The organism is Paenibacillus wynnii, assembly GCF_030812855.1.
Classification (GTDB): Bacteria; Bacillota; Bacilli; order Paenibacillales; family Paenibacillaceae; genus Paenibacillus_AQ; species Paenibacillus_AQ wynnii_A.
Map to the genome: position 1 here is coordinate 33,079 of NZ_JAUSTK010000032.1, position 25,828 is coordinate 58,906.

A 25,828-nucleotide genomic window follows, 5' to 3' on the forward strand; every position below is an offset into this window, starting at 1 on the left:
ATTGTTCGGAACCCTAAGTGAAAAGGATGGTAATGCTTAATGATTAGTACAAGCGGCGTAACACTCCGCTACGGAAAACGCGCACTTTTTGAGGATGTAAATATAAAATTTACCCCTGGTAACTGTTATGGTCTGATCGGTGCCAATGGTGCTGGCAAATCAACCTTTCTGAAAATTTTGTCCGGTGAGCTTGAGAGCAACTCCGGCGATGTTCACATTACACCCGGCGAACGCCTGGCTGTATTGAAGCAGAATCATTACGAGTATGATGAGTATCCTGTGCTGGAGACCGTTATTATGGGTCACGCACGTCTCTACGAAATCATGAAAGAAAAGGATTCGCTATATGCCAAGACCGACTTCACAGAGGCTGATGGCCTTCGTGCCGGTGAGTTGGAAGGCGAATTCGCAGAATTGAACGGCTGGGATGCTGAACCGGATGCAGGAGCTATGCTTATTGGTCTGGGAATCCCGCGTGAAATGCATGATAAGAATATGGCAGAGCTTAGCGGCAACGAAAAGGTACGGGTATTGCTTGCTCAAGCCCTATTCGGTCGTCCGAATAACCTGCTGCTGGATGAGCCTACCAACCATTTGGATTTGGAATCCATTGGCTGGCTTGAGAATTTCCTCATGGACTATGAAGGTACCGTTATTGTCGTATCCCATGACCGTCACTTTCTGAATAAGGTATGTACGCATATCGCGGATATTGATTTTGGTAAAATTCAGATGTACGTAGGTAACTACGATTTCTGGTATGAATCCAGTCAGTTGGCGCAAGCCTTGCAGCGTGATTCGAACAAGAAGAAGGAAGATAAGATGAAGGAGCTTCAGGCGTTTATTCAACGCTTCTCGGCGAATGCTTCCAAGTCCAAACAGGCCACTTCACGTAAGAAGCAGCTGGAAAAAATTACGCTCGATGACATTCGTCCTTCGAACCGTAAATATCCGTTCCTTAACTTTAAGCCTGAGCGTGAAGCCGGCAAGCAACTGCTGACTATTAGCGGACTGTCCAAGACGATAGAAGGCGAGAACGTGCTGGATGAAGTTAGCTTCGTGGTTAATAAAGGCGACAAAATTGCCTTCGTAGGCCCGAACTCTCTGCCTAAGTCCTTGTTGTTTGATGTACTTATGGGTGATAAGGAAGCGGATAGCGGAGAATATGCGTGGGGCGTAACAACAACTCAAGCCTATTTCCCAAAAGACAATTCCAGCTATTTCGACGGTGTGGAAATGAATCTGGTAGAATGGCTGCGCCAATACTCCAAGGATCAGGATGAGACTTTCCTGCGTGGTTTCTTGGGACGTATGTTATTTGCCGGAGAAGAAGCATTGAAGAAAGCGAGCGTACTGTCCGGTGGTGAGAAGGTTCGTTGTATGCTGGCCAAAATGATGTTGAACGGTGCAAACGTACTGATCTTTGATGAGCCGACGAATCACTTGGATCTGGAATCCATTACGGCGCTTAACAACGGCCTGATTGATTTCGACGGTACGATTCTGTTCACTTCACATGACCATCAGTTCATCCAAACCATTGCAAACCGTATTATTGAGATTACACCGGCAGGTGTGATTGACCGGTCTATGGCTTATGATGAGTACCTGGAAAGCCCTGAAGTGAAGGAACTGCGCCAGCGTATGTATCCTGTAGAAGTATAATCTTCCATCTATAGTGGAGGATGTCATAATAGCAGCAGTCTAATCCTAAGGGAAAGGCCTGCTGCTTTTTGATTTATCGTTAGCATTGGAAGCATACGGTCCTATAAGAACGGCACAAGCCGTTTCCTCATATATAGAAAAACAGCTGCGTTCTCCCATAAGGGATTACGCAGCTGTTTATTCTAATCATCCGTGATTCCGCAGGGGAGTCAAGCTTGCTTATGATCCGCCTGTACGACGGCGCTGATTGTTTGGCTTTTTGTTGTTTTGGCTTTTTAGCGGTTTTGCAGAACCGGCCTGAAATGATGACCCGGGCTTGAAAGCCTGTTGTTTCTTCTGCTCCAGCTTTTGCTTGATAGCTTCTGCCAAATTGATTTTTCCTTTTTCATTACTCTCGCTCATTGTGATAACCTCCTTCGAAGCAAGTACATAACATTATATTAATGGTTTTTAAATGCGGCCACAAGGGTAAGAATAATTGAAATAGAGGAGGGGCTAACAATTGGCCGATATTTATGAAGATATACGGAAGGGTGAACGGGGGGCATGGGTAAGTATCGCTGCTTATTTGATCCTTTCGAGCCTCAAACTGATCAGTGGATATCTGTTTGCATCAAGCGCATTGCTTGCGGACGGTTTTAACAATTTAACGGATATAGTTGCTTCATTAGCCGTGTTGATTGGTTTGCGTATTTCACGGAAGCCGCCGGACTCTGATCATGCCTATGGGCATTTTCGAGCAGAGACGGTTGCAGCATTGGTGGCTTCTTTTATCATGGCGATGGTTGGGATACAAGTCATTGTAGAGGCCGTACGTTCTCTCTTCGAAGGAGCGAAGGCAACGCCGCAATTGTGGTCGGCGGGTGTTGCTCTGGTCTGTGCAGTCGCTATGTTTGGGGTGTACATATACAACAAGAGACTCGCACAACAGATTGATAACAATGCTCTTATGGCAGCTGCCAAGGATAACTTTTCCGATGCCATGGTTAGTGTAGGCGCTGCAGTAGGGATTGTGGGTGCACAGTTTGGACTGCCTTGGATGGATTCAGCGGCCGCTATTGCGGTCGGGCTTTTGATTTCCAAAACAGCTTGGGATATTTTCCGGGATTCAACCTACCGTCTGACCGATGGATTTGATGAGGATCGTCTGATGGACTTACGCAGTACCATTGCCCGTACGCCGGGGGTAGAAGGAATTAAGGATCTGAAGGCGCGTGTGCATGGAAATCATGTTTTGGTCGATGTTGTAATAGAAGTGAATGCTGAGCTCACAGTTATGGAAGGACACCACATTAGTGATTCGATTGAAGAGCGAATGCAGAAAATGCACAATATTATGAATATTCAGGTGCATGTCGAACCCAAGGCATAATTAAAGACAGAGTAAAAGGCTCCTAATAGAATGTAAAATCTGCAAATATGAAGGAGAAATCAAGACTATAGACCTGTGTCTTACCATAAAGTGGAATTGTTATTTGTGAAATTTGGAGCATGTTCGCAGCTCCGGGTAAGCCTATAATGAGGGCAGAAAGCAACAAGCGTAGCGCGCACCTTTGTTGAATTTCTCATTAATGCTATTCGGGGGAACCGTATGATCCAATCGCATAAGAAGCTTAAAGCCTCATTGTTGGTCTCGGCCGTTCTTGTCGTATCTTTGGGAGTGGTCAGTCCTGGGTCGAGCGCTGCCGCTTCAACCTCTTCCGGTATTTCGGTTACGGCTTCTGCCGTACAGACAGCTCTTATTCAGTCCAGCGTTCGGCTTCGAACCGCTCCTTCTACAAGCAGCAGCGTTTTGTCTTACTTGAGTAAGGGTGATGTTGTAACGATTCTGGGGAAAGCTAATGATTACTTTTATAAGGTGCGTAACGCGGACGGAGAGGTTGGCTACACCAGCTCGGGTGCTCAATATATTAGCTTGATTCCCGTGCCAGTAACTTCTACCCTACAGACAGCTCTCATTCAGTCTAGTGTTCGGCTTCGAACCGCTCCTTCTACAAGCAGCAGCGTTTTGTCTTACTTAAGTAAGGGCGATGTTGTAACGATACTGGAGAAGACGAATGATTACTTTTATAAGGTCCGCACCGCGGGCGGTGAAGTGGGCTATTCCAGCTCTATGGACCAGTATATCCGGTTAATTCCTGTTAATGATGAAGTTCCAGGAACCATCCCCCCACAACCTGCACCTCCTGTACCTGAAGCTCCTTCCAGTGCAAAGGTTATAGAGGATGTTATCAGTGCCGGGATGAAATATCTTGGGACCCCATATGAATTCGGTTCTAGCCGCAGTAACACAGATACTTTTGACTGCTCCGATTTTATCCGACAGATGTTTCTAGATGGTAACCGTTTGTCGCTGCCTTTTGATTCCCGTCAACAGGGAGAATGGATCAAGGGAAACAGCAGGGCAGTTAATGACATTTCCAGCCTGAAACGCGGAGATTTGATGTTTTTTATGAGCTATAAAGGCAGTTCGGCTTCTGCTTATGCAGGAGTTGACAAGTCGGTGGAGAGAATTACCCATGTAGCCCTTTACCTGGGAGACGGACAGATTTTGCATACGTATTCTGTTAATTCCGGTGGAGTAAAGGTGGACAAGTTAAGCGCTTCTTGGATGAACCGCTTCCTGTACGGAGGCTCAGTTATCCATTAAGATATAGGGTATTAGAAGCGGAGCATTACCAGTTTGTGACGGGTGAATTACAAATAACGGGCCATTAAAAAGGTTATTCCTTAGCAGGATTTTCTGCATAAGGGATAACCTTTCCTGTTTCCATGAGTATAAATCTCTCTCCACTCGTTGCCCCATTGATCAGTGATTACGGCTCCAGTAGTGTCTAGGACTTGTGCTCCCAGAAGGGCAACAGGAAAGCCATCCGTTGAGAAGTAGAAAGGAGTTACTCTTGTAAGTATGATTTGCGAAATTTACATTATTTTTGGGAATCCATGACAACGGGGGAAAAAAGACCTATACTTTCTGCATAACAAGTGTTGGAGCAGAATAGAAAAGAAGGGAGGAAGCCCTAAGCTGAAGAGTTATGATCCTTCAGATAAAGACATAAGCTACAGTTACATAGATCTGCCCTTGCGACCGGTAAAGAGCGAGATTACAAACAGGACGAGGAAAATATAGAATAGTATGTTTGCGATGTATTGATTGTTTAAACGAGCCTTTTGGGTTTGAAACATTCACTTCAGAGCGGCTTCGGGAGTCGTAGGAGGTTTTGTTTCGGCCTATTATAGAAGGGGTAACTATGCAATATTAAGGCCAGTAAAGCCGTCATAAATGATTGGAAGGGGTATGTATATGATTATTGAACTAAGCGTTGCTCTGGTTGCTGTAGCTTTTGCTATTCTCGTTTTCTTTTTAATTAAAACCTTAAAATCAGCGAAGGATTCCCTCGACAAAGTAAGTCAAACTCTGCAGGAAGTTCAGAAGACCATAGATGAACTTACGTATGAAGTGAAGACCACTGTAAGACATGCGAATGATATTACTCTGGATGTCCAGGGGAAAATCCAAAAGATAGACCCGATTATGGATTCTGTTAAAAACCTGGGTGATGTGATGAGTGAACTGACCCTAAGTGTGAAGCAGGTATCGGTGACGGCTATCGAAAAGCTTCGCAAATCGCGAGAGCTAAAGGAAAAGGCCAAAAGCGCATCCACTGAATCGACACCTGTGACGCCTGCTGAAGAGCGTACAGTAAAGACCTATGATACCGTGTATACGAAAAACGATTCGGGAAAAATAGGAACCCTGCTGAAAGCTGTAGATGTAGGCGCTGCTGTTTGGCAAAAATTCCGTCGTTAATTGTAGGCAAAGTCGCCTAGCGGCGAATGCAGCTTAGAAAGGTGGGACCACAACATGAATGTGTTAATCCTTCTGCTTAGTCTTCTCACTCCTTACTTTGAAAAGCCAGCCCAGCAGGAACCTCTTTCTGCTGCTTACTCCCGCCCGGCTTCTGCGGTGTTTGCTCTTCAGCATACACAGGCGGTTACTTCATATATAAACCGTTTTGAATCTTTGTCAGATGTGGAGTTGTTTGCTACCGAAGAGGAGCTGCTTGAGCAAAGGGGCTTACCTTTGGATATCAAGAAGGATCCTTGGCAGGGCTGCTTGGAGTATCAATACGAAGAGTTGTCCGCCGGGATCTGTGAGGGTATAGTGCTCTATGTTCATGTCACTCCTTACCAAGCTCGTGAGCATGTTCTTTCTGTGAACGGCATTGAATTGGATCCGGAAAAAGGGGATATCCAAGACCTTCTTGGTGCTCCGGACTTCAAGGCTGAGGATGGGGACGTATATATAAGAGGAAGTAATGCTCTTAAAATATATAGGGATCAAGTGTCCGGGGAATGGCTCGGAATTGACTTATTTGATGGAAACTCATCCTAACCCGTTTCAAAAGGTGTTATTGAGGTTAATGAGAGATCAGTTCTGTTTTCCTGCAAATCGTTCTAAATACTTCTAGGGAGAGTGATCTCATGGATTCAATAGGTGCACAGGTATTTGCAAAAGTGCTCCAGAACAGTGTTCAGGCGATCGAAGAAGTGAACCTTCTGCATAACAGCGGGTACAGCAGAGAAAATATCTATGTCATTAGCCACGATCAAGTGCGTGAAGGTCGTATTGTTGATGTTGCAAATACTAATGAGGTAGGCTTAAAGGAAGAGGGGCTGTTTGGTGCGATTGCCAATATGTTTCGTTCACGAGGTGATGCACTTCGTTTCAAAATCACTTCACTGGGATTCAGTGGAGCGGAAGCGAACTTCTATGAGAAAGAGCTCGATTCAGGGAAGGTGCTCGTGATCGCCAGAAAACCATCCTTTTAATGTCTCTATGCGTTAATTAAAGAGGGATGATCCATAGTTTAAGAGTGCAACCTCCAGCTCCACTATCCATAGTGGGGCTGGAGGTTAATTTGTTGAACATATCCTGTTATGATTACTTCATATAACTCATGAAACACAGGATTTACGGTCGGAATACTATTCGTGCGAGGTGAAAGTGATGAGAATTTTAATCGTAGATGACAATCCTACTAACGTAATAATCATCCGTGAAATCCTGAAAAAGGAAAACTACAGAAATTTTATAACGGCTTCTTCCGCTAGAGAGATGCTTGACTTGCTTGGTGTCTCAGACAAAGAGGCAGTTGGGAACCGGACGCGTCCTTCGGGCATCGATCTGATTTTATTGGATATGATGATGCCTGAGATGGACGGGATTGAGGCCTGCCGTGTAGTACAGCAATATGAACATTTGAAGGATATTCCCATTATTATGGTAACTGCTGTAGGGGATTCGAAAAAGCTGGCGGAAGCATTGGATGCCGGTGCTGTGGACTATGTAACGAAGCCGATTAACAAAGTAGAACTTATGGCGAGAATTCGGCTGGCTCTGCGTCTTAAACAGGAAAAGGACTGGCACAAGGAGCGCGACCAGCATATACAGGATGAGTTAAAGCTGGCAGCCTTGGTTCAGAACGCAGTGCTAAGCCTGCCGATGGAGGATGAAAACTTTGAGGTACACGCCCTTTTTCAGCCTTCCTTTGAACTGGCAGGTGATTTATATGCCTGGTATTCGCTTGGAGACGGGCGGTACGGGGTAGTTCTCCTGGATATGATGGGGCATGGTATATCCTCGTCTCTGTTCTGTATGTTTATCGCTTCCGTACTTAAGGATACGGTAACCACCTATGTAGAACCGGAGAAGGTTATTCAAGAGTTGAACAGACGGTTCAACCAGCTCTATATTGAGAAGCAGCTTGTTCAGTATTACTTCACGGCTATATACCTTGTTATAGACACTCGAATGAAGCGTATTGATTACGTAAATGCAGGCCATCCGCCTGGACTATTCTTCGAGGGTGCGGCCAAACGTCCTGTATTGCTGGAGAGCAACTGTCATCCGGTGGGTTTGTTTGATCGTATGGAGATTCAACCTCAAAGCTTAACCTATGAGGAGGAAGGACATTTGGCGTTATACACGGATGGACTTCTTGAATTGGTTAAGGGAGAGCATGAGGATCAGCTTGATTTTCTAATTGGACATTTGAATGCTGTGCATAGCTGGGAGGAAGAAACCATGCGTGATGCCTTCTTCAAAGAAAATGATAATAAGGACCGGGATGACGATAAATGCCTGGTGTGGGTATCATTGAAGAAGGGAAAAGATAAGGAATGAAGATTAGAGCCAAATTGTTGATCGGTTTCACTACAATGCTGGCTATTATGCTGAGTCTTACGATAGTCGGATTTAATCGCCTTAACTATATGAATGGACAGTTGGATACGATATATCAGGAACGCTACCAAAAGATTCGTTCTTCTGCGGGCATGCGAGGAGAAGTGAATAGTATGGCCCGTACGTTAGCTTCTATTATGCTCCATTCAGATATACAATCTGTGAATGCACAAAAGGATGAAATTAAGGGCAACCAAAAAAGAGCAAGCGATTATTATAAACAGATGAACAAGCAAATTTCAAATTCCGAAGAATTTCAAATGATCAAGCGCATCGAAACAGCGGGTGTGAATTATTTGGAATATCAGGAAAAAATCCTGGAGTTATTAGATCAGAATGAACCAGATAAAGCGAGAACCTATCATAACAATAATGGACAGGCTGTTGTAAATGAAATGTTATCCAGCTTAAATAGCCTATCCGATTTCGAGAACTTTATGATCAATGAGGAGATAGCTAACGCGAAATCCGCTTATCATAGTTCCATTCAAATGGTTACCCTGATTATGATTATAGGGCTGCTGCTGGGCCTCGGTATCATTCTATGGGTTATCCCGAGTATTACGCGCGGACTGAATGTAGTATCAATGATGATCAGCAGCTTCGGTAATGGGAAAATGAGAGCTATTTGCCGTATTAAAGTCACCTCCAAGGATGAGATCGGTGATATAGCCCGTGTTTTTAAAGAAATGGCAGAGGATTTGGAAGAAAAACAGCAGATGGAAAAGGCATATACACAGGCACAAAGCGATCAGTCGTGGCTGAACGCAAATGTGGCAAAGGTAACAGAACTACTGCGCGGTGTGAATTCACTTGAAGAAATATCCCAGACCTTTATTAATGAATTTACCCCTGAGGTCGGCGCCCAATTTGGGGCGTTATATCTAAAAGACGTCAGCAATCCCAATGTGCTGAATATTAGTGCTACTTACGCCTATGAGGGCGTTAGTTCAACTAAGGAGAGCTTTGAAATTGGACAAGGGCTTGTGGGGCAGAGTGCGATGGACAAGAGGCCTATTAAGCTAGAGTCTACTCCAGATAACTATTTGAAAGTTACCTCCGGGCTTGGAGAGTCCCGGCCTAACCATATTTCCATTTACCCGCTTATATTTGAGGACGACTTGCTTGGAGTCATTGAATTTGCCTCATTTAATTCTTTTACCGGGCTGCATACCGAACTTCTGAAGCAGCTTGCTGCTAATCTGGCTATTATTCTTAACAATGTAAGCCGCAGCTTAGTGGTCAAGGAGTTGTTGCGTGAGTCGCAAGCTCTCACAGAAGAACTGCAATGCCAGTCGGAAGAATTACTGACGCAGCAGGAGGAGCTCCGCCGTTCCAATGAAAATCTGGAGGAACAGACGGATGCACTCAGACGTTCTGAGGATTTGCTGCAACGGCAACAAGAAGAACTGGAGCATTATAACGGTGAACTGATCTCCAAGACCCAGGCGTTGGAAGCACAGGTTAAAGAGGTCGAAGAGAAGAAGGATGAGATTGAAGGTGCGCGCAGTCAACTGGAAAAACAAGCCATGCAGTTATCTATAACCAGTAAGTACAAATCGGAATTTTTGGCGAATATGTCGCATGAGTTACGGACTCCCCTTAACAGCTTGCTCATTTTGTCCCAACTTTTGACTGAAAATAAGGATGGCAATTTGACCGAGAAGCAGGTTGAATTCGCCAATACTATTTATATGTCCGGTGCAGATTTGCTCAAAATGATTGATGAGATCCTTGACCTGTCTAAAGTGGATGCCGGAAAGATGGAGCTGAGTAGTGAATCTGTTAAGATGGTTGATCTGAAGAGCTTCGTGAAACAGAACTTCGGCCCTCAGGCTATTAAGAAGGGTTTGTCACTCCGCATTTCCTTTGAAGAACCGCTCCCTGATTACATTGTCACTGACAGTCACCGTTTGAAGCAAATTCTGCGTAATCTGTTATCTAATGCATTTAAATTTACAAGCGAGGGATTTGTGGAGTTTTGCGTCAGCAGGGCGACAAGTGATTCTCTTCCCCCATATTTGCGGCAGGATAAGGAGTATATTGCTCTTGCTGTGAAGGACAGCGGCATCGGGATTCCGGCTGACAAAACGGATCTTGTATTTGAAGCCTTTCAACAGGTAGACGGAACCACAAGCCGAAAATACGGTGGAACTGGACTTGGTTTGTCCATCAGCCGTGAGTTAGCCCGACTATTGGGGGGAGCCGTTGTGCTTGATTCCCGTGAAGGCCAAGGCAGTGTATTTACTTTCTATATACCGGTTGACGGTGAATACAACTTACATCCGAGTGCTGTTGAGGCTACCGCAGCGGGAAAAGCAGAGTCTCTTGTCGGGCTGGTGGGTACCTACAATCAGTCTTCCTCAAAACCTGTAAAGCAGGTGCAGGCCGTTATTGAGGATGATCGAGAATTAATGAATTCAGACGATAAAGTATTGCTTGTTATTGAGGATGATGCCAGCTTTGCAAAAATATTGCTGGGCATGGCCCGTGGACGAGGTTATAAGGGACTGGTAGCCCTTCAGGGTGACACCGGACTGCAGATGGCTAGAACATATTTGCCGGATGCTATTATTCTGGATATTCAACTGCCGGTTATGGATGGTTGGTCCATTCTGAGGGAATTGAAGGGGTCATCTCAGACACGGCATATTCCTGTGCACGTCATTTCGTTCAATGATGAAGTTAAGCAGGGGCTTATGATGGGGGCCATGGCATATATCCGAAAGCCGGCATCAAGGGAAGCGCTGGACCGGGCGTTCTCAGCTATTGAGAATTATACCTCCAGTACCTTGAAGCATCTTCTTATTGTTGAGGATGATGAAAATCAACGACGTTCCATCACAGAGCTGATCGGACATGATGACGTGGAGATTACTGCGGTTTCTACTGGCGCGGAGGCGCTGCAAGAACTTCGTAAGCAAAGATATGACTGTATGGTTCTTGATCTGATGCTGGACGATATGAATGGCTTTGATTTGCTGGACCAGATCCGTGATGACGAAGAACTAAATGATCTACCGATCATTATTTATACTGGAAAAGACTTGGACAGCAAGGAAGAGACCAAGCTTCGTAAATATGCGGAATCGATTATCATAAAGGATGTTCGTTCTCCTGAACGATTGCTGGATGAAACAACGCTTTTCCTGCACCGCGTTGAGGCAAATCTTCCAGAGGATAAGCGTAAGATCCTGCAAAAGCTCCATAATAAAGAAGAACTGTTCAATGGAAAGAAAATATTGCTCGTAGATGATGATATCCGTAATGTATTCGCTCTTTCCAGTGTTCTGGAAGGATATCATATGGAAGTTAAATTTGCTGAAAACGGGAAAGAAGCACTGGATATCCTTGCGGAGCAGGATGACTTTGATCTGATCCTGATGGATATGATGATGCCGGAAATGGACGGATACGAGGCTACTCGCCGAATTCGTCAAATGCCGCAGTTTGCGAAACTTCCAATTATTGCTCTTACGGCCAAGGCCATGAAAGTGGATCGGACAAAGTGTATTGAGGCTGGAGTATCGGATTACATGAAGAAACCTATAGGTACCGATCAGCTTCTTTCACTAATGCGTGTTTGGTTGTATTCGTAAAGCCCATTTTGGGGTAATAGGTTTACAGATCTACTTTCAGCCAGTCCGGAATAACGCAATATTAAGGGAGCCGGGATAACTATGAAGGCAATGGAACGTGAATATGAGAAGGAATTCGCTCTGACGACAGGTAAAAATGAATTGGAAGATATAGAAATTCAGCTGCTTCTCGAGGGCGTACACCGCCTGTATGGATATGACTTCCGAAATTATGCGCTGCCTTCTTTGAAACGGCGGATTTGGCATCATGTACATTCTGAGAATGTGCCCAACATATCCGCACTGCAGGAGAAGGTATTGCATGATCGGGCGTGTTTTGAACGCCTTATCTATAGCTTATCCATCCCTGTTACAGAGATGTTCAGAGATCCAGGGTTGTTTTTAACCTTCCGCAAGAAGGTAATCCCTCTACTACGTACCTACCCCTACATCCGGATTTGGCATGCCGGCTGCTCAACGGGAGAAGAGGTATATTCCATGGCTATCCTGCTGCATGAGGAAGGTCTTTATGACAAGGCGCGAATCTATGCCACAGACATGAATAACCGTTCATTGCAGCAAGCTAAGGAAGGCGTATATGAGATCAGTAAGATGAAGCAGTATACCAAAAATTATTTAGAAGCGGGAGGGACCCGCGCTTTTTCGGAATATTACTCCGCTAAGTATAACTCGGTTATTCTTCAGCCTTATTTACGGAAGAACATTATTTTTGCCGAGCATAATTTAGCTACAGATACTTCTTTTAATGAGTTTAATGTTATTTTTTGCCGTAATGTAATGATTTATTTCAATGATGAACTCCGGGATAATGTACATGGCTTATTTAATGAAAGTTTGAGCCGATTTGGAGTTCTGGTGCTGGGTTCTAAGGAATCCATTCACTTCACCAAACATAGCGATAGCTACGAGGCTTTGGACAGGGTAGAGAAAATTTATCGTAAGGTGAAATAGTGTGCTTAGGAGGATCTTATGGGGTTTCGCGAACCGATTCATATACTGCTTGTTGACGACCGTCCTGAAAATTTGCTGGCACTGGAGGCGGTGCTTGAGAGTCAGCAATATAAGCTTGTGAAGGCGAACTCCGGTGAAGAAGCACTGAGGTGTTTGTTAAGATATGAATTCGCGGTGATTGTACTGGATGTGCAAATGCCGGGGATGGATGGAATTGAGACCGCTCGATTAATTAAGGCCAGAGAGAAGACGAAGAATATTCCGATTATCTTTATTTCGGCCAATAGCAAAGAAGCGGAGCATTTGTTTGCCGGTTATTCTGCCGGTGCCATTGACTATATGGTAAAGCCGTTTATTCCACAAATTCTTAAATCCAAGATTGAAGGATTTGTAGAGATGTATTTGACGAATAAAATGCACCAGAATCAGTCTATGCTTCTGCAGCAAAAGACACAGGAGCTGGAGAGAATCAATGCCGAGCTCGTTAAAGCGAAAGAAGAAGCGGACATTGCAGCAAAGGCAAAAACCGAATTCCTGGCCATGATGAGTCATGAAATCCGCACGCCTATGAACGGTGTAGTGGGAATGATAGATTTACTTATGGAGACAGAACTAGGCCCCGAGCAGCAGGAATACGTAGATATTATCCGTAGGAGCGCAGATTCACTCGTTACTGTTATTAATGATATCCTTGATTTTACTAAGATGGAATCTGGAAAAATGGAAATGGAACAGCAGCTGTTCGAGCTTCAATCCTGTATTCAGGAAGTTTTTACTCTCTTTTCAATAGAAGCAGGCAAGAAAAATATTGAGCTGGCTTACTTTATTGATCAGAAATTACCGGCTCTTTTATATGGAGATATGGCCCGTTTGCGGCAAGTACTTATTAATTTGGTCTCTAATGCAATCAAGTTTACGAATCAAGGCGGCGTATACTTAGTTGCTTCTATTATAGAAACATCAGATAATAGAATAATCCTGGAATTTACGATAAGGGATACCGGAATAGGGATATCTCCGGATAAGCGCCATCGACTGTTCAAACCGTTCTCTCAGTTAGATTCTTCCATGACTCGCAAATATGGTGGCACAGGTCTTGGACTGGCGATCTGCAAGTCTCTGGTTGGAATGATGGGTGGGGACATCCGGGTAGAATCCATGGAGGAAAAAGGGACTACGTTTGTTTTTACGATTCAGGCTGCAGTGCCAGATGAAGTAAACCGTCTGACTAGCAAGGAGGAAGAGGTTGGGAGTGCGATTCAACCCAGAGAGAACAGAGCTAAAGTATTGGTGGTTGATGATCATCCCATTAATCAGAAGCTGTTGGTCAGTATGCTTAACAAGCTAGGCTTCCAGGCGGATACTGCTGAAGACGGCAGACAAGCCGTAGAGCTAGCTTATTCCTATCCGTATGAATTTATATTTATGGACGTTCAAATGCCAATTATGGACGGTTTGGAAGCGACAGCCCAAATACGCAGCGGAAACGGGCTTTCGGCTGAAAAAGCTATCATAATTGCAATGACTGCCAATATCATGGAGGGTATTCAGAATCGCTGTCTGGCCTCGGGCATGAATGATTATATTAGTAAGCCTCTTAAGATCAGCAGTTTAAGACAGACATTAATACGTTATTCCAACAATGAGCCTCTTTTATTCGATCGCACTTCGTCCAAGCATCATGCCTAAATCATTAATTACCAGTTCTGATTTGTTTCAAGGGTATGGCATTAGGGTTATTGGTAAAGAAAACATTTAATCAGGAGAGATTGTCTATGAATACACATAAAAGCGAAAAGTTTCAAGCAGTGACCGAAACTGTAGAAAATATTTGCACCGTTTATCTAACGGGCGAATTGGATTTATCGGTTGCCCCCGATTTCCGGTTGGTTCTGGAACCGCTGGTAGGTGACACGGGGCTGGACCTCGTTATTAATCTTAAAGAGCTAAAATATATCGATAGCACAGGCATTGGCATTTTATTGTCGATTTTAAAAGCAAGACATGGGATGGATGTTAAATTTAGTGTGGTGGAAGTTCCGTCGCAAATACAGAAACTGTTTGATATGACAGGCATCGCCAAATTTTTCGCCCCCCAAGAGAATTCCCACTAGGAAAGGATCGAGCTAAGGATGAGTGATGATGTGCAAAAAGTAATGCTTCAGTTGCCTGCCAGCGCAGACTATGTTGATATTGTGAGATTAAATCTATATGGAATTGCTTCAAAAATGGGTTTTACCTATGAAGATATTGAAGATATGAAAGTGGCAGTATCGGAAGCTTGTAATAACTCCGTGCTGTATGCATATGGTCAGAAAGACGGCATGGTTGACGTGATTTTTGAGGTAAGAGAAAGTGCCTTGTCCATTACAGTCAAAGATGAGGGGGAGAGCTTTGACAGCTTGGATTCGCCGGTAGAACGCATGACGCTCCATGACAAAGAGCTGAGTGATGTTCAAGTTGGCGGGTTAGGCTTCTACTTAATGCAAGCTTTAATGGATGATGTTAGCGTGGTAAGCGAAGCTGGGAGAGGGACTGTAGTAACCTTGACTAAGCGGCTTAATTTTAGTGAGGAGAAAGTATGAATGAAAAAGTGACTCCCCCCGAGTCCATGAATGAAGCAGTAAGCCTAATCTGGGAATACCAGCAAACGCAAAATAATGAAATAGCCACCGTACTCATTCGTAAATATGAGCCTATGGTCAAGATGGCTGCAGGTAAGATTGCACGTAACCGACCGGATTTATATGAAGATTTGTATCAGGTAGGTCAAATGGCTCTTATCCGCTTATTAAAGCAATATGATATCAGCATGGGAATTCCTTTCGAGCCTTATGCTATGAAAAGCATGATTGGCCACATGAAAAATTTCCTGCGGGATAAATCCTGGTACATTCAGGTTCCAAGACGAATTAAGGAAAAGGGCGCATTGGTCCAGCATGCTATTGATGAATTGACTATAAGACTGGAACGCTCACCTGACGTTAAGGAAATTGCCAAGTACCTTGATTTATCAGTAGAAGAAACTGTAGAAGTGTTAGCCGGGCGTGAATGCTACCATTACGTATCTCTGGATTCACCGCTTTCACAGGAAGAGACAGGGGCCACGTTAGGTGAGCTTATCAGCTCGGAGGCTAATGATTACGAAACCGTTGAGAAACGAATGGATCTACAACAAGCGTTGGGACAGCTTAAAAAGCAGGAGCAACAGGTGCTGCTGCTGGCCTTCCAAGATGGACAGTCACAACGGGCGATTGCTCAGAAGCTTGGTGTATCCCAAATGAGTGTATCCAGAATTCAGAAACGGGCTACAGAGAAACTGAAGCAGATTATGTCCAATTCAGCTTTTTAATCAGACAAGCCTAGCAAACCTCAATAGAGCGAAAACAAAAACTAGCAAGTCTCCATAGCGGAGATCCATGCTAGTTTTTTAAATCGTAGTCACTCTTTCTTAATCCGTGCCATTAATTATTAGCATCGATATACTTTTTAATCTCACCCAGGTACTCTCCGATGACAGGTACATTTAGAAATAGACTGGCGATGTATCCGAGTACACCGAGAATCACAAAGGTACCCAGAGATAAACCGAGTCCTCTGGAAATACCGGCCAAAAGGTTCGTAAGGATACGCTTTTTGGGATCTGTGTAATTCTCAAGTATATCTTTGAACTCCGACTTTTCCAGTAAATCAGCGATTTTATCGAGCCTGGCGTTTAAACGTCTAACTTCATGTCGAAGTTCGAAGGGATGCTCTTCCACTTCATAGGATTTAGCTTTACTTGTGTTAACTCCCATGGGCTATCCCTGCTTTCTTAGCCGTATAAGGCTTTATTATCCTTTATTATTATAAATAGAACTGTATTAACGCATGGGAATAGCCAGCTGCGAACAGCTGGCTATGGGTAAATGATTCATAGCTGTTTTTACCGCAAATTAATAGGAAGACTTATAGGAAGAAACCACTTCTTCTTTCGCATCCTTGGCTTCATCAGTGACTTTCTTGGAGGCGTCCTCCACATCAGACGCCACATCGGTGGAAGCGTCACTTATCGTTTCTCCAATCTTTTTGCCAGTTTCCTGTAAAGTAGCGGCAATTTGCTGCTTACTTTCAGTAACAGTGGTGTAAAGATCAGACGCTTTGGTCGACACTGTACTAGCCAGATCGGTTGCCTTTTCAGAAACTGTTGTGGCAAGAGCTTTCGTTTTATCGGTTGCAAGAGTGAGTTTGTCAGAAAGGTCGCTGCGCATTTGACTACCAGGTTTCGGTGCAAATAGTAATGCTGCCGCAGCACCCAGCAAGCCTCCAATAAAAATCCCTTTTAGAAAGTTGCTTCCAGTTTCCACTTCATGTTCTACGTTACTCATCACTAATCACTCCTTATTGGAATATTGTATTCTGAAGTTATCTTACTTCGTATTTAAACGTTGGAGATTAGGCTGAAACAATAGAATAGCAAGGGAAAGATTACCGGAGCAAGTGAAAGGATAGGTGAAGAATTGGGGCTTTTACACGGGTAAACAAGCGTTTATCCGACTTTACAAACTGCCCCGCCCATTAGAAAGATGTTATAATTTCTTATTGTTATGATTGTTATAGATAAAGAGAAACGAGGAGAGACATCATGGAGACAGTTCTTGTGCGCGAATATCGTGCTGAATTAATAGAATGCATTCATAGCGGACATATCGCTATTGTAGGAGAAGACGGTAAATTAAAGGGATATGCCGGTGATCCGGGATTTGTATCCTTCACTCGTTCAGCAGCAAAACCGCTGCAGGCCATTCCCGGCATCCGGGGAGGGATCGCTGAACATTATCATCTAACACAGGCTGAAATTGCATTGATGACTGCTTCTCACCGTGGAGAAAGCTATCATATCACTGCGCTGGAGAGTATTTCATCTAAGGTGGGCGTTGGTGAAAACAATATGTTATGTGCTACAAGTTATCCGCTTGATGACAACAGCCGTGAGGAAGCCATCCGGGGACTTGGCAAAAGAAAAATCTATCACAATTGCTCTGGCAAGCATCTGGGGATCTTATCCTACAGTCAATTGAAAGGTTTTCCTCTGGGGAAGTATGCGGACAGAGATCATCCTGTTCAACGGGAAATCATCAATACTCTCGCATATATGGCAGACGTTGCTCCTGAAAGTATCGGACTTGGAACGGACGGCTGCGGCCTTCCGGTATTTGCTTTGCCGTTGACCGCTCTTGCTGGTGCTTATCTGAAGCTGGCCTGTCCAAGTCTAATAGGAGATATGGCTACACGGGAGGCTGTAACCACGATTACCGCTGCGATGAATGCCCATCCCGAAATGGTCTCCGGCTACGGGCGTCTGGATTCCATTCTGTTGGAGGATGATAACATTATTGCCAAGGGAGGCTTTAAGGGCGTGTACTGCTTCGGCTTACGCCGCGAACGTCTCGGTATTGCCTTTAAGGTTCTGGACGGTTCTGAGGAAGAGTGGGGTCTCATCGTGCATAGCATATTGAAGCAGATTGGATATAGTAATGAAAATACAATGAAGAAACTCCATGCTGCTTATCCCGGAGACATATATAATGACGGTGGAACGAGGGTCGGTTCAGCGGAAGCAGAGTTCAAGCTGGAAATATTATAGAGGTCGATCATGATTGATGAGGAAAAGAAGCGGGTAAGAAATAATTAATTAAAGCGCCTAATTACTATTCGAGTGAGGAGTTACATTCTCCCGTTCAAGAATGGGGGATTTCCAACATCCTGGAGGTGCAAAGGTTATGATTAAAGTAGTAACTTCAGCAGAGCGGCATACTTCAAATAGAGAATGGATACACAGTGAATTCAGTTTTTCGTTTGCCGATTATGATGACCCCAGCAATGCTCACTTTGGTTCACTTTTAGCGCACAACGAGAATGAACTGAAGCCCAAGCAGGGTATGCATGAGCATCCGCATCATGATTTGGAGATTGTAACATATGTAGTCTCCGGAGTCCTTAGGCATGAGGATGACATAGGGAATAGAGCAGATCTGCAGGCCGGTACGGTACAGACGATGAGCGCAGGAACTGGAATAAATCATTCCGAGACCAATCCGTCAGAGGATGATAATGTACGTTTCCTGCAAATCTGGCTTCTCCCTAAGGAGCCGGGGCTTGCACCCAAATGGGATGCGAAATACTTTCCGCCTGAATTTCGAAGAAATCAGCTCCTTCCCGTAGCTTCAGGTACGCTAGATGAGGGTTCAATGACTGTTAATGAGGATGCAACAGTATATCTATCCACTCTGGAGACGGGCAAAGAACTCGTGTATCCGCAGCAGGAGGAAAGACGTACCCATGTGTTTCTGCTTTCAGGCCATGTGGAAATATCATGTTCTGAAGGTGCATTTAATTTACAGCCGGGTGATGCTGCACGCATTCGGAAGAGCTGTGATTTGAAGATCAAGGGGACAAGCAGTGAAGGTGAAGCTGAGCTAGTATTGATAGATCTTCCATGAAGGGAATGGACTCATGATAGTGTCGCCTTGGAAATATGATTCTGAATTGCAAAAGAGCCCACTGCCGCACGGAACCATCTAACAGGATGGACGTGAAATGACAGGGGCTCCTTTTTATGTTATTAGACTTTATTTCTGGCGTAAACGTCCGAGTTCTGACACAATGGCTTCAACCTGGGAAATACTAAGATTTCCACCGTTCATCGTTACCTCATAGATATCGTAGATATCCTCGTATTTATCCACCGAGAAAGCGGATGCCTGCATGGCTGCGGCGCTGGCCATTTTTAGTTTGTTCTTGATGCCTTCAATCATATATTCAACATTTTCCTGACTAGGCTGCGATAAATCCATTGTTTAAGTAACATCCTCTCTACTTAGTGATTTATGTATTTTACCATGTTTGAGTGCAGTATCACCATTTTTTTGTCCGCACAGAAAAATTCATGTAAAATTAAAGGGAAGTATTAAATATAAGGGGGACCCGCATGGCAATCAGGGAGCAAGGAAACGGAAAACGCAATAAAATGAACGCAGCAGGGCTGTCCCCTTTTTTTCAGGAGATTGCCGAACAACATCCTGTTGAGGGAATCACCTTTCTCTGTATAGGCACGGACCGTTCAACCGGAGATGCACTCGGTCCGCTCACAGGAAGCAAATTGCTCGAATATGGATTTCCCCATGTGATTGGTACACTTCCTTCGCCCTGTGATGCGGATAACCTGCTTGAACGAATGGCTGGAATTCCAGCTGAACACACCATTATTGCGATCGATGCCTGCTTGGGACCCCCTGTAGCATTAGGGTACTTTTTTGCCTCTAATGAACCGCTGCAGCCGGCCCAATCGATAGGACTTCTTCTTCCGGCGGTGGGTCATTACAGCCTTGCAGCTGTGGTTGATATCAATGGCCCGAAGCCGTATCAGACGCTGCAAACAACACCGTTGTACCGGGTAATGACTATGGCTGAGCATATTGCCAAGGCCGCAGCAGCAGGCTTCAGGCGGTATCTTTAAGACGATTCAACGAAAGCTATTTTGCTTAATAATAGATAATACTCTTGGCTCAACACCAAAATCAGTGCTTGACAGGTGACGGGAAGGACAGAAAGCCGTTATATCCAAATAGAGGGATTTTCCCCCTCTATTTCTGTGCCGGCACCCCGTTTGGGTAATTAGAAGGGATTTCGCCCGCTAATTTTGAGGATTTACCTCGTTGGGGCGGCATGGCTAAGATTAGAGGGATATTTTCCCTTTCATCTCAAAATAAAGTCGTTTCGGTCGGTATTAGCGGGCAGTTTCCCCTCTAATTCGCCGAAGGACTAGTCCGCAACCCCGAATCGGCTACTGTAAGGCGTAATTCCCCAAACCCGGTGAGCATCAGGCGAAGTTAGATCGAAATCGTCCCCGGTACAGTGAAGCAAACGGAAAGTCTAGCACTGATTTTGAGAAAGAGCCATACTTTTTAATAAAAAAAACTATTTGTACATAGGAAGAAGGAAGCAACCATGGAAATTGTCCATTCGGAAGGAACCAATATTGGCTATAGTGATCAGGGAGATGGAGAAGTTGTAGTGCTGCTGCATGGTTTTTGTGGAAGCGCTCAATATTGGGAGAAGGTGGCCCCTTTATTGAGTGGGAGCTACCGCGTTATTGCTCCTGATTTACGAGGTCACGGGACATCTGATGCTCCAAAGGGGGCTTACACCATTGATCAGATGGCCGATGATATTTTGGCTCTGCTCGATGCTCTGGAAATTCCTAAGGTAACCCTGCTAGGTCATTCTCTGGGCGGATATATTACGCTTTCCTTCGCGGAGAGGTATGGATCACGCTTAAGGGGTTTTGGATTAATTCATTCTACCGGCTATCCTGACAGTGAAGAGGCGAAGGAAAAGCGCCTGAAAAGTGTCAGTACGATTCAGAACCAAGGAATTACAGCTTTTGTGGATGACCTTGTGCCTGGACTTTTCTCCCCAGATACCCAGGGTCGCTCTCCGCAGCTGCTGGTAAGAACTAAGGAGATTGGCTACAAGACTCCTCCTCAGGGTGCAGTTGGGGCAGCTATGGCTATGCGTGAGCGCCCGGATCGTCGCGATGTAATCTCAGCAACAGAACTTCCCGTACTGCTTCTTGCCGGAGCAGAGGATCTTCTCATCCCTGCTGAGAGAACCTTTACCTCTGACCAAGCCAATATCACACAAGCAACGATCCCTGGAGCTGGTCACATGAGTCTGTTCGAAGCACCGGATCGTCTATCTGAGATTATTTTGGAGTTCTTGGGAACCTCTGTCGGGAAATGACAGAGGTTCTTATTGGAACTTACGAATAGCTGGGATACTTAGAACGAAAGCGATGGTAGCCATACCGATTCCGGCGCAAATGCTGATCGTTGCTACTCCTCCGATAAGATCTGCCAGCCAACCTACAGCAATATAGCCGATCGGGAGCAGAGCGAAGGATCCTAACATATCCAGGCTGGCTACACGACCGAAAGCCTCCTGAGGCACAAGCTCCTGCAGACTGATTTCCCAGATCAGACCAAAGATCATAATACCGAATCCCTCCAAAGCGAACAAAGCAATAGTCCAGCCGGCAGAAGGGACAAATGCTATCGCCATCAAAGCAGCGCCGCTAATAAAAGCCCCGCCGTAGGCCATAATTCCCCGATGTTTCCAAGTGGATCTCAACCCGAACAATAACCCTCCGATAATCGCGCCAACTCCTGAGAAGGTTACTGCTAAACCATAGAGATAAGGGTCCCATCCATGATGAACCTTGAAAAGCCAAGGAATAAGCACACTTATAATACCGGAATAACAAATATTAATGAATGAAAACGCCAGGATGGTGATCCACAGCCAGGGATGACTCCGTAGGACTGCAATCCCCTCCCTGAAGTCGTCTTTCCAATGGGTTGAAGGTAATGACCGAGAAGCTTCCTGAATCGATTGTGCTTCCGTTGAAGCTTCAGCTTGAATGCTCAGAGTAGACGGTCTCCGAAGGCTGTAACTTATTCCTCTCCTTAAATAGACCAGGCAGATCAAGGAAAGTACATACGTAAAAGCATCCAAGCCGAAACCAATACCCGCTGACCAATGCGTTATCAACAACCCTCCTAGGGCAGGGCCGATCAAACGTACAGCCTGAGTAGTCATCTGGGTTAGCGAATTAGCAGCTACACGAATATCCGGGGTGAATACGGTGGCTCGTACTGCAGCATAAGCAGGTTGGAACAGGCCGTCCAACAGGCCGTAGAATCCCACAAACAGAAACAGGAGCGGAATGCTTAGCAGACCTGACAGAGATAGCAGGGCGATGGCCAACATAATGAAAAATCGGGCGATATCAGCAATCATCATGATCTTAACTCGGTCATAGCGGTCAACGATATGTCCGGAAATAGGAAGCATGAGTACGTTGGGAAGCATGTAAGAAGCCATCACGAATCCCATAATAGTGGTTGATCCGGTTAAGGAATAGACCAGTACCGGGAGAATGACCATGGTAACAGAACTTCCTAGAAAGGAAATGAGGTGACCTAGCCAAAGAAAAAGGAAGGCCCGTGAACTCATAAAAGGCACAGCAAAACTGCGCAGCGGATTGCGGCTAACTTGTTCCGAGGTGTCTGCCGGTATCATCTAGGACTCACTTCCCGGTTCTGGAATGGCATCATCGAACTGTTGCAGGCGGCCTATATTAATATCCACGCCATATTCGTTACCGTGTGTCACTTCCGATTCCCATTTCGTAATGAGCTCTTTAAGCTCCGTTTGGAAACGCTCCAATTCATCGGCGGCCAATGTCAGCCTTGTAGTGAAATGTTCTATCTGATCCTCCGGGCTGAACTGTAAGCTGCTGACATTAGGTGCTTTAAACCAAGTCGCCTCAGAACGGTAGAATTTCTGAATGATTCCACCAACGGCCTCCGTTCCTACCAGTTCCAGCAGTCCACCTTCAAAAAGCTTTATAATGTGGTAATGTATGTTGCCCGGTGTCTTTTGCAGTTTCTCGGCAACCTGCTTGGAAGTAAGAGCCTCTTGGGCGAGTGCATGCATAATTTTGATGCGCAGTGCGCTTTCCAGCAGCTTCACCTGCTCCTCTGATATGGGGAGGGGTGCTTCTGAGGGCTGCTGGTTTGGTATTGGTGTCTTATCGATTTTCTTGTTACGCATGAGAACCTCCCTTAAAGTGCCAGCAATTATATTTAATAATTAGAGCTGTCACTGAATCTGCCATATAATCTGTTTCTAGTATGATCTGTAATCCAGATCGAGTTTTTTGTATTGTAGCCCAGTGATTTATGGACTGTCAATCGTTGTTTAACAGTTGGGCTTAGTGGCAATGAGCAGGGGAATGGTTTAAAATAATCTGAACCGTACAACGGAAGGGAGCGTGCTGAATGTTCCGCAGAGATTACATCGTCCGGATGATTGAAGATATGACACAGATGGTTGCCAAAGTGCTGACGCTTAAGCAAGAACGGAAAACAACGGAGGCTCTATGGGAAATTGATGAGTTGTTGAATAGGCATTTTCGGTTGAATTCACGTCTCCTCAACTCTTTGTCAGTGGAGGATGTTATAGATTTATTCCGTATCGGCGGAGGGCTTGAGGTTGACAAGCTGCAAGGTTTGGCCCGTATGCTTCAGGAAGAGGCAGGCATTTATATAGAGAAGAATGACGAGTATGCCGCCTTATCAAGGTTGATGAAGGCATTGCATCTGTACTTGTATGCTCATCTTCACGGTGCAGACCGAAAGCTGCTGCAAATCACGCAGGAAATCGATAAAGTAATAGCCGCAGTCGCAGCCTATCGACTCCCTATTAAGACGGAGTATTTACTGCTCCCTTACCTAGAATCTGCGGGACGTTATGGTAAAGCCGAAGATTGTCTTTATCGCTTAATGGAACAGGGAGAAGAAGTAGCCGATGAAGGTCACGAGTTGTATCAGCGACTAATGCGAATAGATCCTGATGTTCTGGTACTCGGTAATCTTTCGCTTGCAGAGGTTATCCAGGGTCAGGAAGAGTGGCTGAGCGTTATAGCCAAAGCTAAAGAGTGGAATGCTTAAGAAATAGCTTAATGGATATTTCAATGGATAATTCAATAGATAGTTAAATGGATAGTTCAATAGTAGCTTCTTGCCAGACTCTTAGGATTCATCCGTAGTATACTAAGGTTATACAAGAGACCGTATGGTCTCTATTTTTAGAACTGGAAAGTGAGATGTTCCCTGTGGAATCCTTGAATACCCTTATTGAAAAGGTAATTAGCGACCGTACCTTAATAACGGCGAGCTTAAGCCAATTACGCAAAAAAGAAGGTGTAACCTACACCAAGGTACAGATTAAGCCCATAGAATTAAAAGGCAAGCTGCACTACCAGTTTGCTTACTATATTGGACCCAAGGTTGAGCATCGCAACATACCTGCTGAACAGGCTGCCGAAGAGTTATTTACTTTGCTGAGCGACACGTTCCGTCAGGGACTGATTTGTACCCAGGAAGCCGATTATCAGGTTCTGCTTAGTAAAAAACAAAAGGTATCCATCCTCACCAAATCTCCGACAAAAAAGGAGCTGCCTGATCTGACCCACAACCGCCAAAAGCGTTATGTGCTGAATGAGGGAGAGCCCGTTCCCTTTCTCGTGGAGCTTGGGATTATGAACAACGAGGGAAAGGTGCTTGCTAAGAAATATGATAAGTTCCGGCAAATCAATCGGTTTTTGGAGATGGTGGAGGATGTTTTGGGAGACTTGCCTACCGGCCGTCCGCTTACGATTGTTGATTTTGGCTGTGGAAAATCATACTTAACGTTTGCGCTTTATCATTATTTGGCGGTGCGCGAGAAACGGGAGCTTAAGATCGTTGGTCTCGATTTGAAAGCAGATGTTATTGAGCATTGCAGTACACTTTCGAGTAAGCTCCAATATGATAACCTGCGCTTTCTGGTGGGTGATATTGCGGAGTATGATGAGCTGGAGAAGGTAGATATGGTTGTGACCCTTCATGCTTGTGATACCGCTACCGATGCTGCATTGGAAAAAGCGGTTCGTTGGGGAGCATCCGTCATCCTCTCCGTACCCTGCTGTCAGCATGAGCTGTTCTCACAAGTTGAGAGTGAAGTGCTTGGACCGCTGTTATCGCACGGCATCTTGAAGGAGCGCTTCTCGGCGCTGGCAACCGATGCTATCCGTGCCAAACTGTTGGACCTTATGGGTTACCGTACGCAGCTGCTTGAATTCATTGATATGGAGCATACTCCGAAGAATATTCTCATCCGTGCCGTCAAAAACGCAGGCGGCGATCAAGCTGCCAAATGGCGCGAATATACCGCATTCCGTGATTTTCTGGAGGCGAAGCCTTACCTGGAAAAAGCTTGCTCGGATTTGCTCCCGGGGGAACATTCGATACAAGCTTAATCAGGGCGTCTTATGAGCATTGAAGAAAAAACGTTGATTGCACAGATAGGATAGCCGGCCTCCATTTGAGGTTAGCTATCCTGTTTTTTTGTGGGGAAAGTAGATAGCCTAAAGTTGGTAGAGGCCAGACCTCAGGAGGAAGAAGGGAGATGAGACGGTTGAGAGCAGACGGCAGAAGGGAGATAGGAGATCGTAGGGCGAGGAGTGCAGACTCAGATGGTAACCCGCAGACCCAGACTGTAGCACTCAGAACGCAGTCGCCAACTGTAGGCCGCAGACGGTAACTCGCATATCTCAGACTGTAGCACTCAGAACGCAGTCGAGAAACCGATAAACTGCAAACTGCAGTCCGCAGACGGTAACCCGCAACCCGCAACCCGCAACCCGCAACCCGCAACCCGCAACCCGCAACCCGCAACCCGCAACCCGCAACCCGCAACCCGCAACCCGCAACCCGCAACC

26 protein-coding genes are annotated in these 25,828 nt (G+C 45.2%); 20 read left to right on the top strand and 6 right to left on the bottom strand.

Translation table 11 applies throughout. The features are described from left to right. Nucleotides 1–39 precede the first annotated feature (39 nt). On the top strand, nucleotides 40–1,665 hold the full coding sequence (locus tag J2T20_RS22030; RefSeq protein WP_307591592.1) for an ABC-F family ATP-binding cassette domain-containing protein: 1,626 nt from the start codon (nucleotides 40–42) through the stop codon (nucleotides 1,663–1,665). Nucleotides 1,666–1,884: 219 nt separating this feature from the next. Here J2T20_RS22030 and J2T20_RS22035 read toward each other — a convergent pair whose 3' ends face one another. Next, nucleotides 1,885–2,067 carry a hypothetical protein gene (locus J2T20_RS22035; RefSeq protein ID WP_307591594.1) on the bottom strand — a complete coding sequence of 61 codons (183 nt, stop codon included), beginning with the start codon at nucleotides 2,065–2,067 and terminating at the stop codon, nucleotides 1,885–1,887. Between the two features lie 100 nt (nucleotides 2,068–2,167). Between J2T20_RS22035 and J2T20_RS22040 the strand changes: the two genes are divergently transcribed. The 12 genes from J2T20_RS22040 (at nucleotide 2,168) to J2T20_RS22095 (ending at nucleotide 15,814) form a co-directional block, all read left to right on the top strand. Beyond that, nucleotides 2,168–3,037, top strand: coding sequence for a cation diffusion facilitator family transporter (locus J2T20_RS22040; protein ID WP_307591596.1), 870 nt, complete (start codon nucleotides 2,168–2,170; stop codon nucleotides 3,035–3,037). Between the two features lie 219 nt (nucleotides 3,038–3,256). Further along, on the top strand, nucleotides 3,257–4,315 hold the full coding sequence (locus J2T20_RS22045; RefSeq protein WP_307591597.1) for a C40 family peptidase: 1,059 nt from the start codon (nucleotides 3,257–3,259) through the stop codon (nucleotides 4,313–4,315). A 654-nt stretch (nucleotides 4,316–4,969) separates the two neighbouring features. Continuing rightward, nucleotides 4,970–5,476, top strand: coding sequence for a DUF948 domain-containing protein (locus J2T20_RS22050; protein ID WP_307591599.1), 507 nt, complete (start codon nucleotides 4,970–4,972; stop codon nucleotides 5,474–5,476). Nucleotides 5,477–5,530: 54 nt separating this feature from the next. After that, nucleotides 5,531–6,061 carry a hypothetical protein gene (locus J2T20_RS22055; protein ID WP_307591602.1) on the top strand — a complete coding sequence of 177 codons (531 nt, stop codon included), beginning with the start codon at nucleotides 5,531–5,533 and terminating at the stop codon, nucleotides 6,059–6,061. A gap of 89 nt (nucleotides 6,062–6,150) precedes the next feature. Continuing rightward, a complete protein-coding gene (locus J2T20_RS22060; protein WP_307591604.1) occupies nucleotides 6,151–6,498 on the top strand; it encodes a general stress protein in 348 nt (115 codons plus the stop codon). A gap of 178 nt (nucleotides 6,499–6,676) precedes the next feature. Then, a complete protein-coding gene (locus J2T20_RS22065; protein ID WP_307591606.1) occupies nucleotides 6,677–7,852 on the top strand; it encodes a PP2C family protein-serine/threonine phosphatase in 1,176 nt (391 codons plus the stop codon). After that, entirely contained in the window at nucleotides 7,849–11,511 is a 3,663-nt protein-coding gene (locus J2T20_RS22070) for a response regulator (protein WP_307591608.1), read from the top strand. Before J2T20_RS22065 ends, J2T20_RS22070 begins: the two co-directional genes overlap by 4 nt. 81 nt (nucleotides 11,512–11,592) lie before the next feature. Beyond that, nucleotides 11,593–12,462 carry a CheR family methyltransferase gene (locus J2T20_RS22075; protein ID WP_373457843.1) on the top strand — a complete coding sequence of 290 codons (870 nt, stop codon included), beginning with the start codon at nucleotides 11,593–11,595 and terminating at the stop codon, nucleotides 12,460–12,462. An 18-nt stretch (nucleotides 12,463–12,480) separates the two neighbouring features. After that, nucleotides 12,481–14,151 (top strand): response regulator, encoded by a 1,671-nt coding sequence (locus tag J2T20_RS22080; protein WP_307591610.1) that lies wholly within the window; start codon nucleotides 12,481–12,483, stop codon nucleotides 14,149–14,151. Between the two features lie 86 nt (nucleotides 14,152–14,237). Further along, nucleotides 14,238–14,576 carry an STAS domain-containing protein gene (locus tag J2T20_RS22085; protein WP_307591612.1) on the top strand — a complete coding sequence of 113 codons (339 nt, stop codon included), beginning with the start codon at nucleotides 14,238–14,240 and terminating at the stop codon, nucleotides 14,574–14,576. A gap of 18 nt (nucleotides 14,577–14,594) precedes the next feature. Continuing rightward, nucleotides 14,595–15,047 carry an anti-sigma B factor RsbW gene (gene rsbW, locus J2T20_RS22090; protein ID WP_307591614.1) on the top strand — a complete coding sequence of 151 codons (453 nt, stop codon included), beginning with the start codon at nucleotides 14,595–14,597 and terminating at the stop codon, nucleotides 15,045–15,047. Next, nucleotides 15,044–15,814: a sigma-70 family RNA polymerase sigma factor gene (locus tag J2T20_RS22095; RefSeq protein ID WP_307591616.1), complete on the top strand. Its 771-nt coding sequence runs from the start codon at nucleotides 15,044–15,046 to the stop codon at nucleotides 15,812–15,814. The genes rsbW and J2T20_RS22095 overlap by 4 nt, the downstream gene beginning before the upstream one ends. Before the next feature lie 112 nt (nucleotides 15,815–15,926). Here J2T20_RS22095 and J2T20_RS22100 read toward each other — a convergent pair whose 3' ends face one another. Next, nucleotides 15,927–16,259 carry a DUF5665 domain-containing protein gene (locus J2T20_RS22100; RefSeq protein WP_307591618.1) on the bottom strand — a complete coding sequence of 111 codons (333 nt, stop codon included), beginning with the start codon at nucleotides 16,257–16,259 and terminating at the stop codon, nucleotides 15,927–15,929. 138 nt (nucleotides 16,260–16,397) lie between these two features. Beyond that, complete coding sequence (locus tag J2T20_RS22105; RefSeq protein WP_307591620.1) at nucleotides 16,398–16,829, bottom strand: YtxH domain-containing protein; 432 nt, start codon at nucleotides 16,827–16,829, stop codon at nucleotides 16,398–16,400. Nucleotides 16,830–17,086: 257 nt separating this feature from the next. Here J2T20_RS22105 and J2T20_RS22110 point away from each other — a divergent pair, with 257 nt between their 5' ends. Together J2T20_RS22110 and J2T20_RS22115 are read left to right on the top strand one after the other, a co-directional pair. Next, nucleotides 17,087–18,088 carry an asparaginase gene (locus J2T20_RS22110; RefSeq protein WP_307591622.1) on the top strand — a complete coding sequence of 334 codons (1,002 nt, stop codon included), beginning with the start codon at nucleotides 17,087–17,089 and terminating at the stop codon, nucleotides 18,086–18,088. A gap of 136 nt (nucleotides 18,089–18,224) precedes the next feature. Then, nucleotides 18,225–18,944 carry a pirin family protein gene (locus J2T20_RS22115; protein WP_307591624.1) on the top strand — a complete coding sequence of 240 codons (720 nt, stop codon included), beginning with the start codon at nucleotides 18,225–18,227 and terminating at the stop codon, nucleotides 18,942–18,944. 129 nt (nucleotides 18,945–19,073) lie between these two features. Here the strand turns inward: J2T20_RS22115 and J2T20_RS22120 are convergent, their stop codons facing one another. Next, nucleotides 19,074–19,298 (bottom strand): DUF1128 domain-containing protein, encoded by a 225-nt coding sequence (locus J2T20_RS22120; RefSeq protein ID WP_307591626.1) that lies wholly within the window; start codon nucleotides 19,296–19,298, stop codon nucleotides 19,074–19,076. 134 nt (nucleotides 19,299–19,432) lie between these two features. Between J2T20_RS22120 and yyaC the strand changes: the two genes are divergently transcribed. Beyond that, complete coding sequence (gene yyaC / locus J2T20_RS22125) at nucleotides 19,433–19,960, top strand: spore protease YyaC (RefSeq protein ID WP_307591628.1); 528 nt, start codon at nucleotides 19,433–19,435, stop codon at nucleotides 19,958–19,960. Between the two features lie 491 nt (nucleotides 19,961–20,451). Further along, a complete protein-coding gene (locus J2T20_RS22130) occupies nucleotides 20,452–21,246 on the top strand; it encodes an alpha/beta fold hydrolase (protein ID WP_307591630.1) in 795 nt (264 codons plus the stop codon). 9 nt (nucleotides 21,247–21,255) lie between these two features. Here the strand turns inward: J2T20_RS22130 and J2T20_RS22135 are convergent, their stop codons facing one another. Continuing rightward, complete coding sequence (locus tag J2T20_RS22135) at nucleotides 21,256–22,584, bottom strand: MFS transporter (RefSeq protein ID WP_307591632.1); 1,329 nt, start codon at nucleotides 22,582–22,584, stop codon at nucleotides 21,256–21,258. Further along, a complete protein-coding gene (locus tag J2T20_RS22140; RefSeq protein WP_307591634.1) occupies nucleotides 22,585–23,118 on the bottom strand; it encodes a winged helix-turn-helix domain-containing protein in 534 nt (177 codons plus the stop codon). Nucleotides 23,119–23,345: 227 nt separating this feature from the next. Between J2T20_RS22140 and J2T20_RS22145 the strand changes: the two genes are divergently transcribed. From J2T20_RS22145 to J2T20_RS22155, 3 genes are all read left to right on the top strand, one after another. Next, entirely contained in the window at nucleotides 23,346–24,017 is a 672-nt protein-coding gene (locus J2T20_RS22145) for a DUF6483 family protein (RefSeq protein ID WP_307591636.1), read from the top strand. Between the two features lie 155 nt (nucleotides 24,018–24,172). Next, complete coding sequence (locus tag J2T20_RS22150; RefSeq protein ID WP_307591638.1) at nucleotides 24,173–25,366, top strand: class I SAM-dependent methyltransferase; 1,194 nt, start codon at nucleotides 24,173–24,175, stop codon at nucleotides 25,364–25,366. A gap of 149 nt (nucleotides 25,367–25,515) precedes the next feature. Beyond that, on the top strand, nucleotides 25,516–25,650 hold the full coding sequence (locus J2T20_RS22155; protein WP_307591640.1) for a hypothetical protein: 135 nt from the start codon (nucleotides 25,516–25,518) through the stop codon (nucleotides 25,648–25,650). Nucleotides 25,651–25,828 lie beyond the last annotated feature (178 nt).

Bases quoted from the DNA above. Each gene is read 5' to 3' on its own strand.
- J2T20_RS22030 (WP_307591592.1), top strand. From the start codon at position 40: ATGATTAGTACAAGCGGCGTAACACTCCGCTACGGAAAACGCGCACTT.
- J2T20_RS22035 (WP_307591594.1), bottom strand. From the start codon at position 2,067: ATGAGCGAGAGTAATGAAAAAGGAAAAATCAATTTGGCAGAAGCTATC.
- J2T20_RS22045 (WP_307591597.1), top strand. From the start codon at position 3,257: ATGATCCAATCGCATAAGAAGCTTAAAGCCTCATTGTTGGTCTCGGCC.
- J2T20_RS22050 (WP_307591599.1), top strand. From the start codon at position 4,970: ATGATTATTGAACTAAGCGTTGCTCTGGTTGCTGTAGCTTTTGCTATT.
- J2T20_RS22055 (WP_307591602.1), top strand. From the start codon at position 5,531: ATGAATGTGTTAATCCTTCTGCTTAGTCTTCTCACTCCTTACTTTGAA.
- J2T20_RS22060 (WP_307591604.1), top strand. From the start codon at position 6,151: ATGGATTCAATAGGTGCACAGGTATTTGCAAAAGTGCTCCAGAACAGT.
- J2T20_RS22065 (WP_307591606.1), top strand. From the start codon at position 6,677: ATGAGAATTTTAATCGTAGATGACAATCCTACTAACGTAATAATCATC.
- J2T20_RS22070 (WP_307591608.1), top strand. From the start codon at position 7,849: ATGAAGATTAGAGCCAAATTGTTGATCGGTTTCACTACAATGCTGGCT.
- J2T20_RS22075 (WP_373457843.1), top strand. From the start codon at position 11,593: ATGAAGGCAATGGAACGTGAATATGAGAAGGAATTCGCTCTGACGACA.
- J2T20_RS22080 (WP_307591610.1), top strand. From the start codon at position 12,481: ATGGGGTTTCGCGAACCGATTCATATACTGCTTGTTGACGACCGTCCT.
- J2T20_RS22085 (WP_307591612.1), top strand. From the start codon at position 14,238: ATGAATACACATAAAAGCGAAAAGTTTCAAGCAGTGACCGAAACTGTA.
- rsbW (WP_307591614.1), top strand. From the start codon at position 14,595: ATGAGTGATGATGTGCAAAAAGTAATGCTTCAGTTGCCTGCCAGCGCA.
- J2T20_RS22095 (WP_307591616.1), top strand. From the start codon at position 15,044: ATGAATGAAAAAGTGACTCCCCCCGAGTCCATGAATGAAGCAGTAAGC.
- J2T20_RS22100 (WP_307591618.1), bottom strand. From the start codon at position 16,259: ATGGGAGTTAACACAAGTAAAGCTAAATCCTATGAAGTGGAAGAGCAT.
- J2T20_RS22105 (WP_307591620.1), bottom strand. From the start codon at position 16,829: ATGAGTAACGTAGAACATGAAGTGGAAACTGGAAGCAACTTTCTAAAA.
- J2T20_RS22110 (WP_307591622.1), top strand. From the start codon at position 17,087: ATGGAGACAGTTCTTGTGCGCGAATATCGTGCTGAATTAATAGAATGC.
- J2T20_RS22115 (WP_307591624.1), top strand. From the start codon at position 18,225: ATGATTAAAGTAGTAACTTCAGCAGAGCGGCATACTTCAAATAGAGAA.
- J2T20_RS22120 (WP_307591626.1), bottom strand. From the start codon at position 19,298: ATGGATTTATCGCAGCCTAGTCAGGAAAATGTTGAATATATGATTGAA.
- yyaC (WP_307591628.1), top strand. From the start codon at position 19,433: ATGGCAATCAGGGAGCAAGGAAACGGAAAACGCAATAAAATGAACGCA.
- J2T20_RS22130 (WP_307591630.1), top strand. From the start codon at position 20,452: ATGGAAATTGTCCATTCGGAAGGAACCAATATTGGCTATAGTGATCAG.
- J2T20_RS22135 (WP_307591632.1), bottom strand. From the start codon at position 22,584: ATGATACCGGCAGACACCTCGGAACAAGTTAGCCGCAATCCGCTGCGC.
- J2T20_RS22140 (WP_307591634.1), bottom strand. From the start codon at position 23,118: ATGCGTAACAAGAAAATCGATAAGACACCAATACCAAACCAGCAGCCC.
- J2T20_RS22145 (WP_307591636.1), top strand. From the start codon at position 23,346: ATGTTCCGCAGAGATTACATCGTCCGGATGATTGAAGATATGACACAG.
- J2T20_RS22150 (WP_307591638.1), top strand. From the start codon at position 24,173: ATGTTCCCTGTGGAATCCTTGAATACCCTTATTGAAAAGGTAATTAGC.
- J2T20_RS22155 (WP_307591640.1), top strand. From the start codon at position 25,516: ATGAGACGGTTGAGAGCAGACGGCAGAAGGGAGATAGGAGATCGTAGG.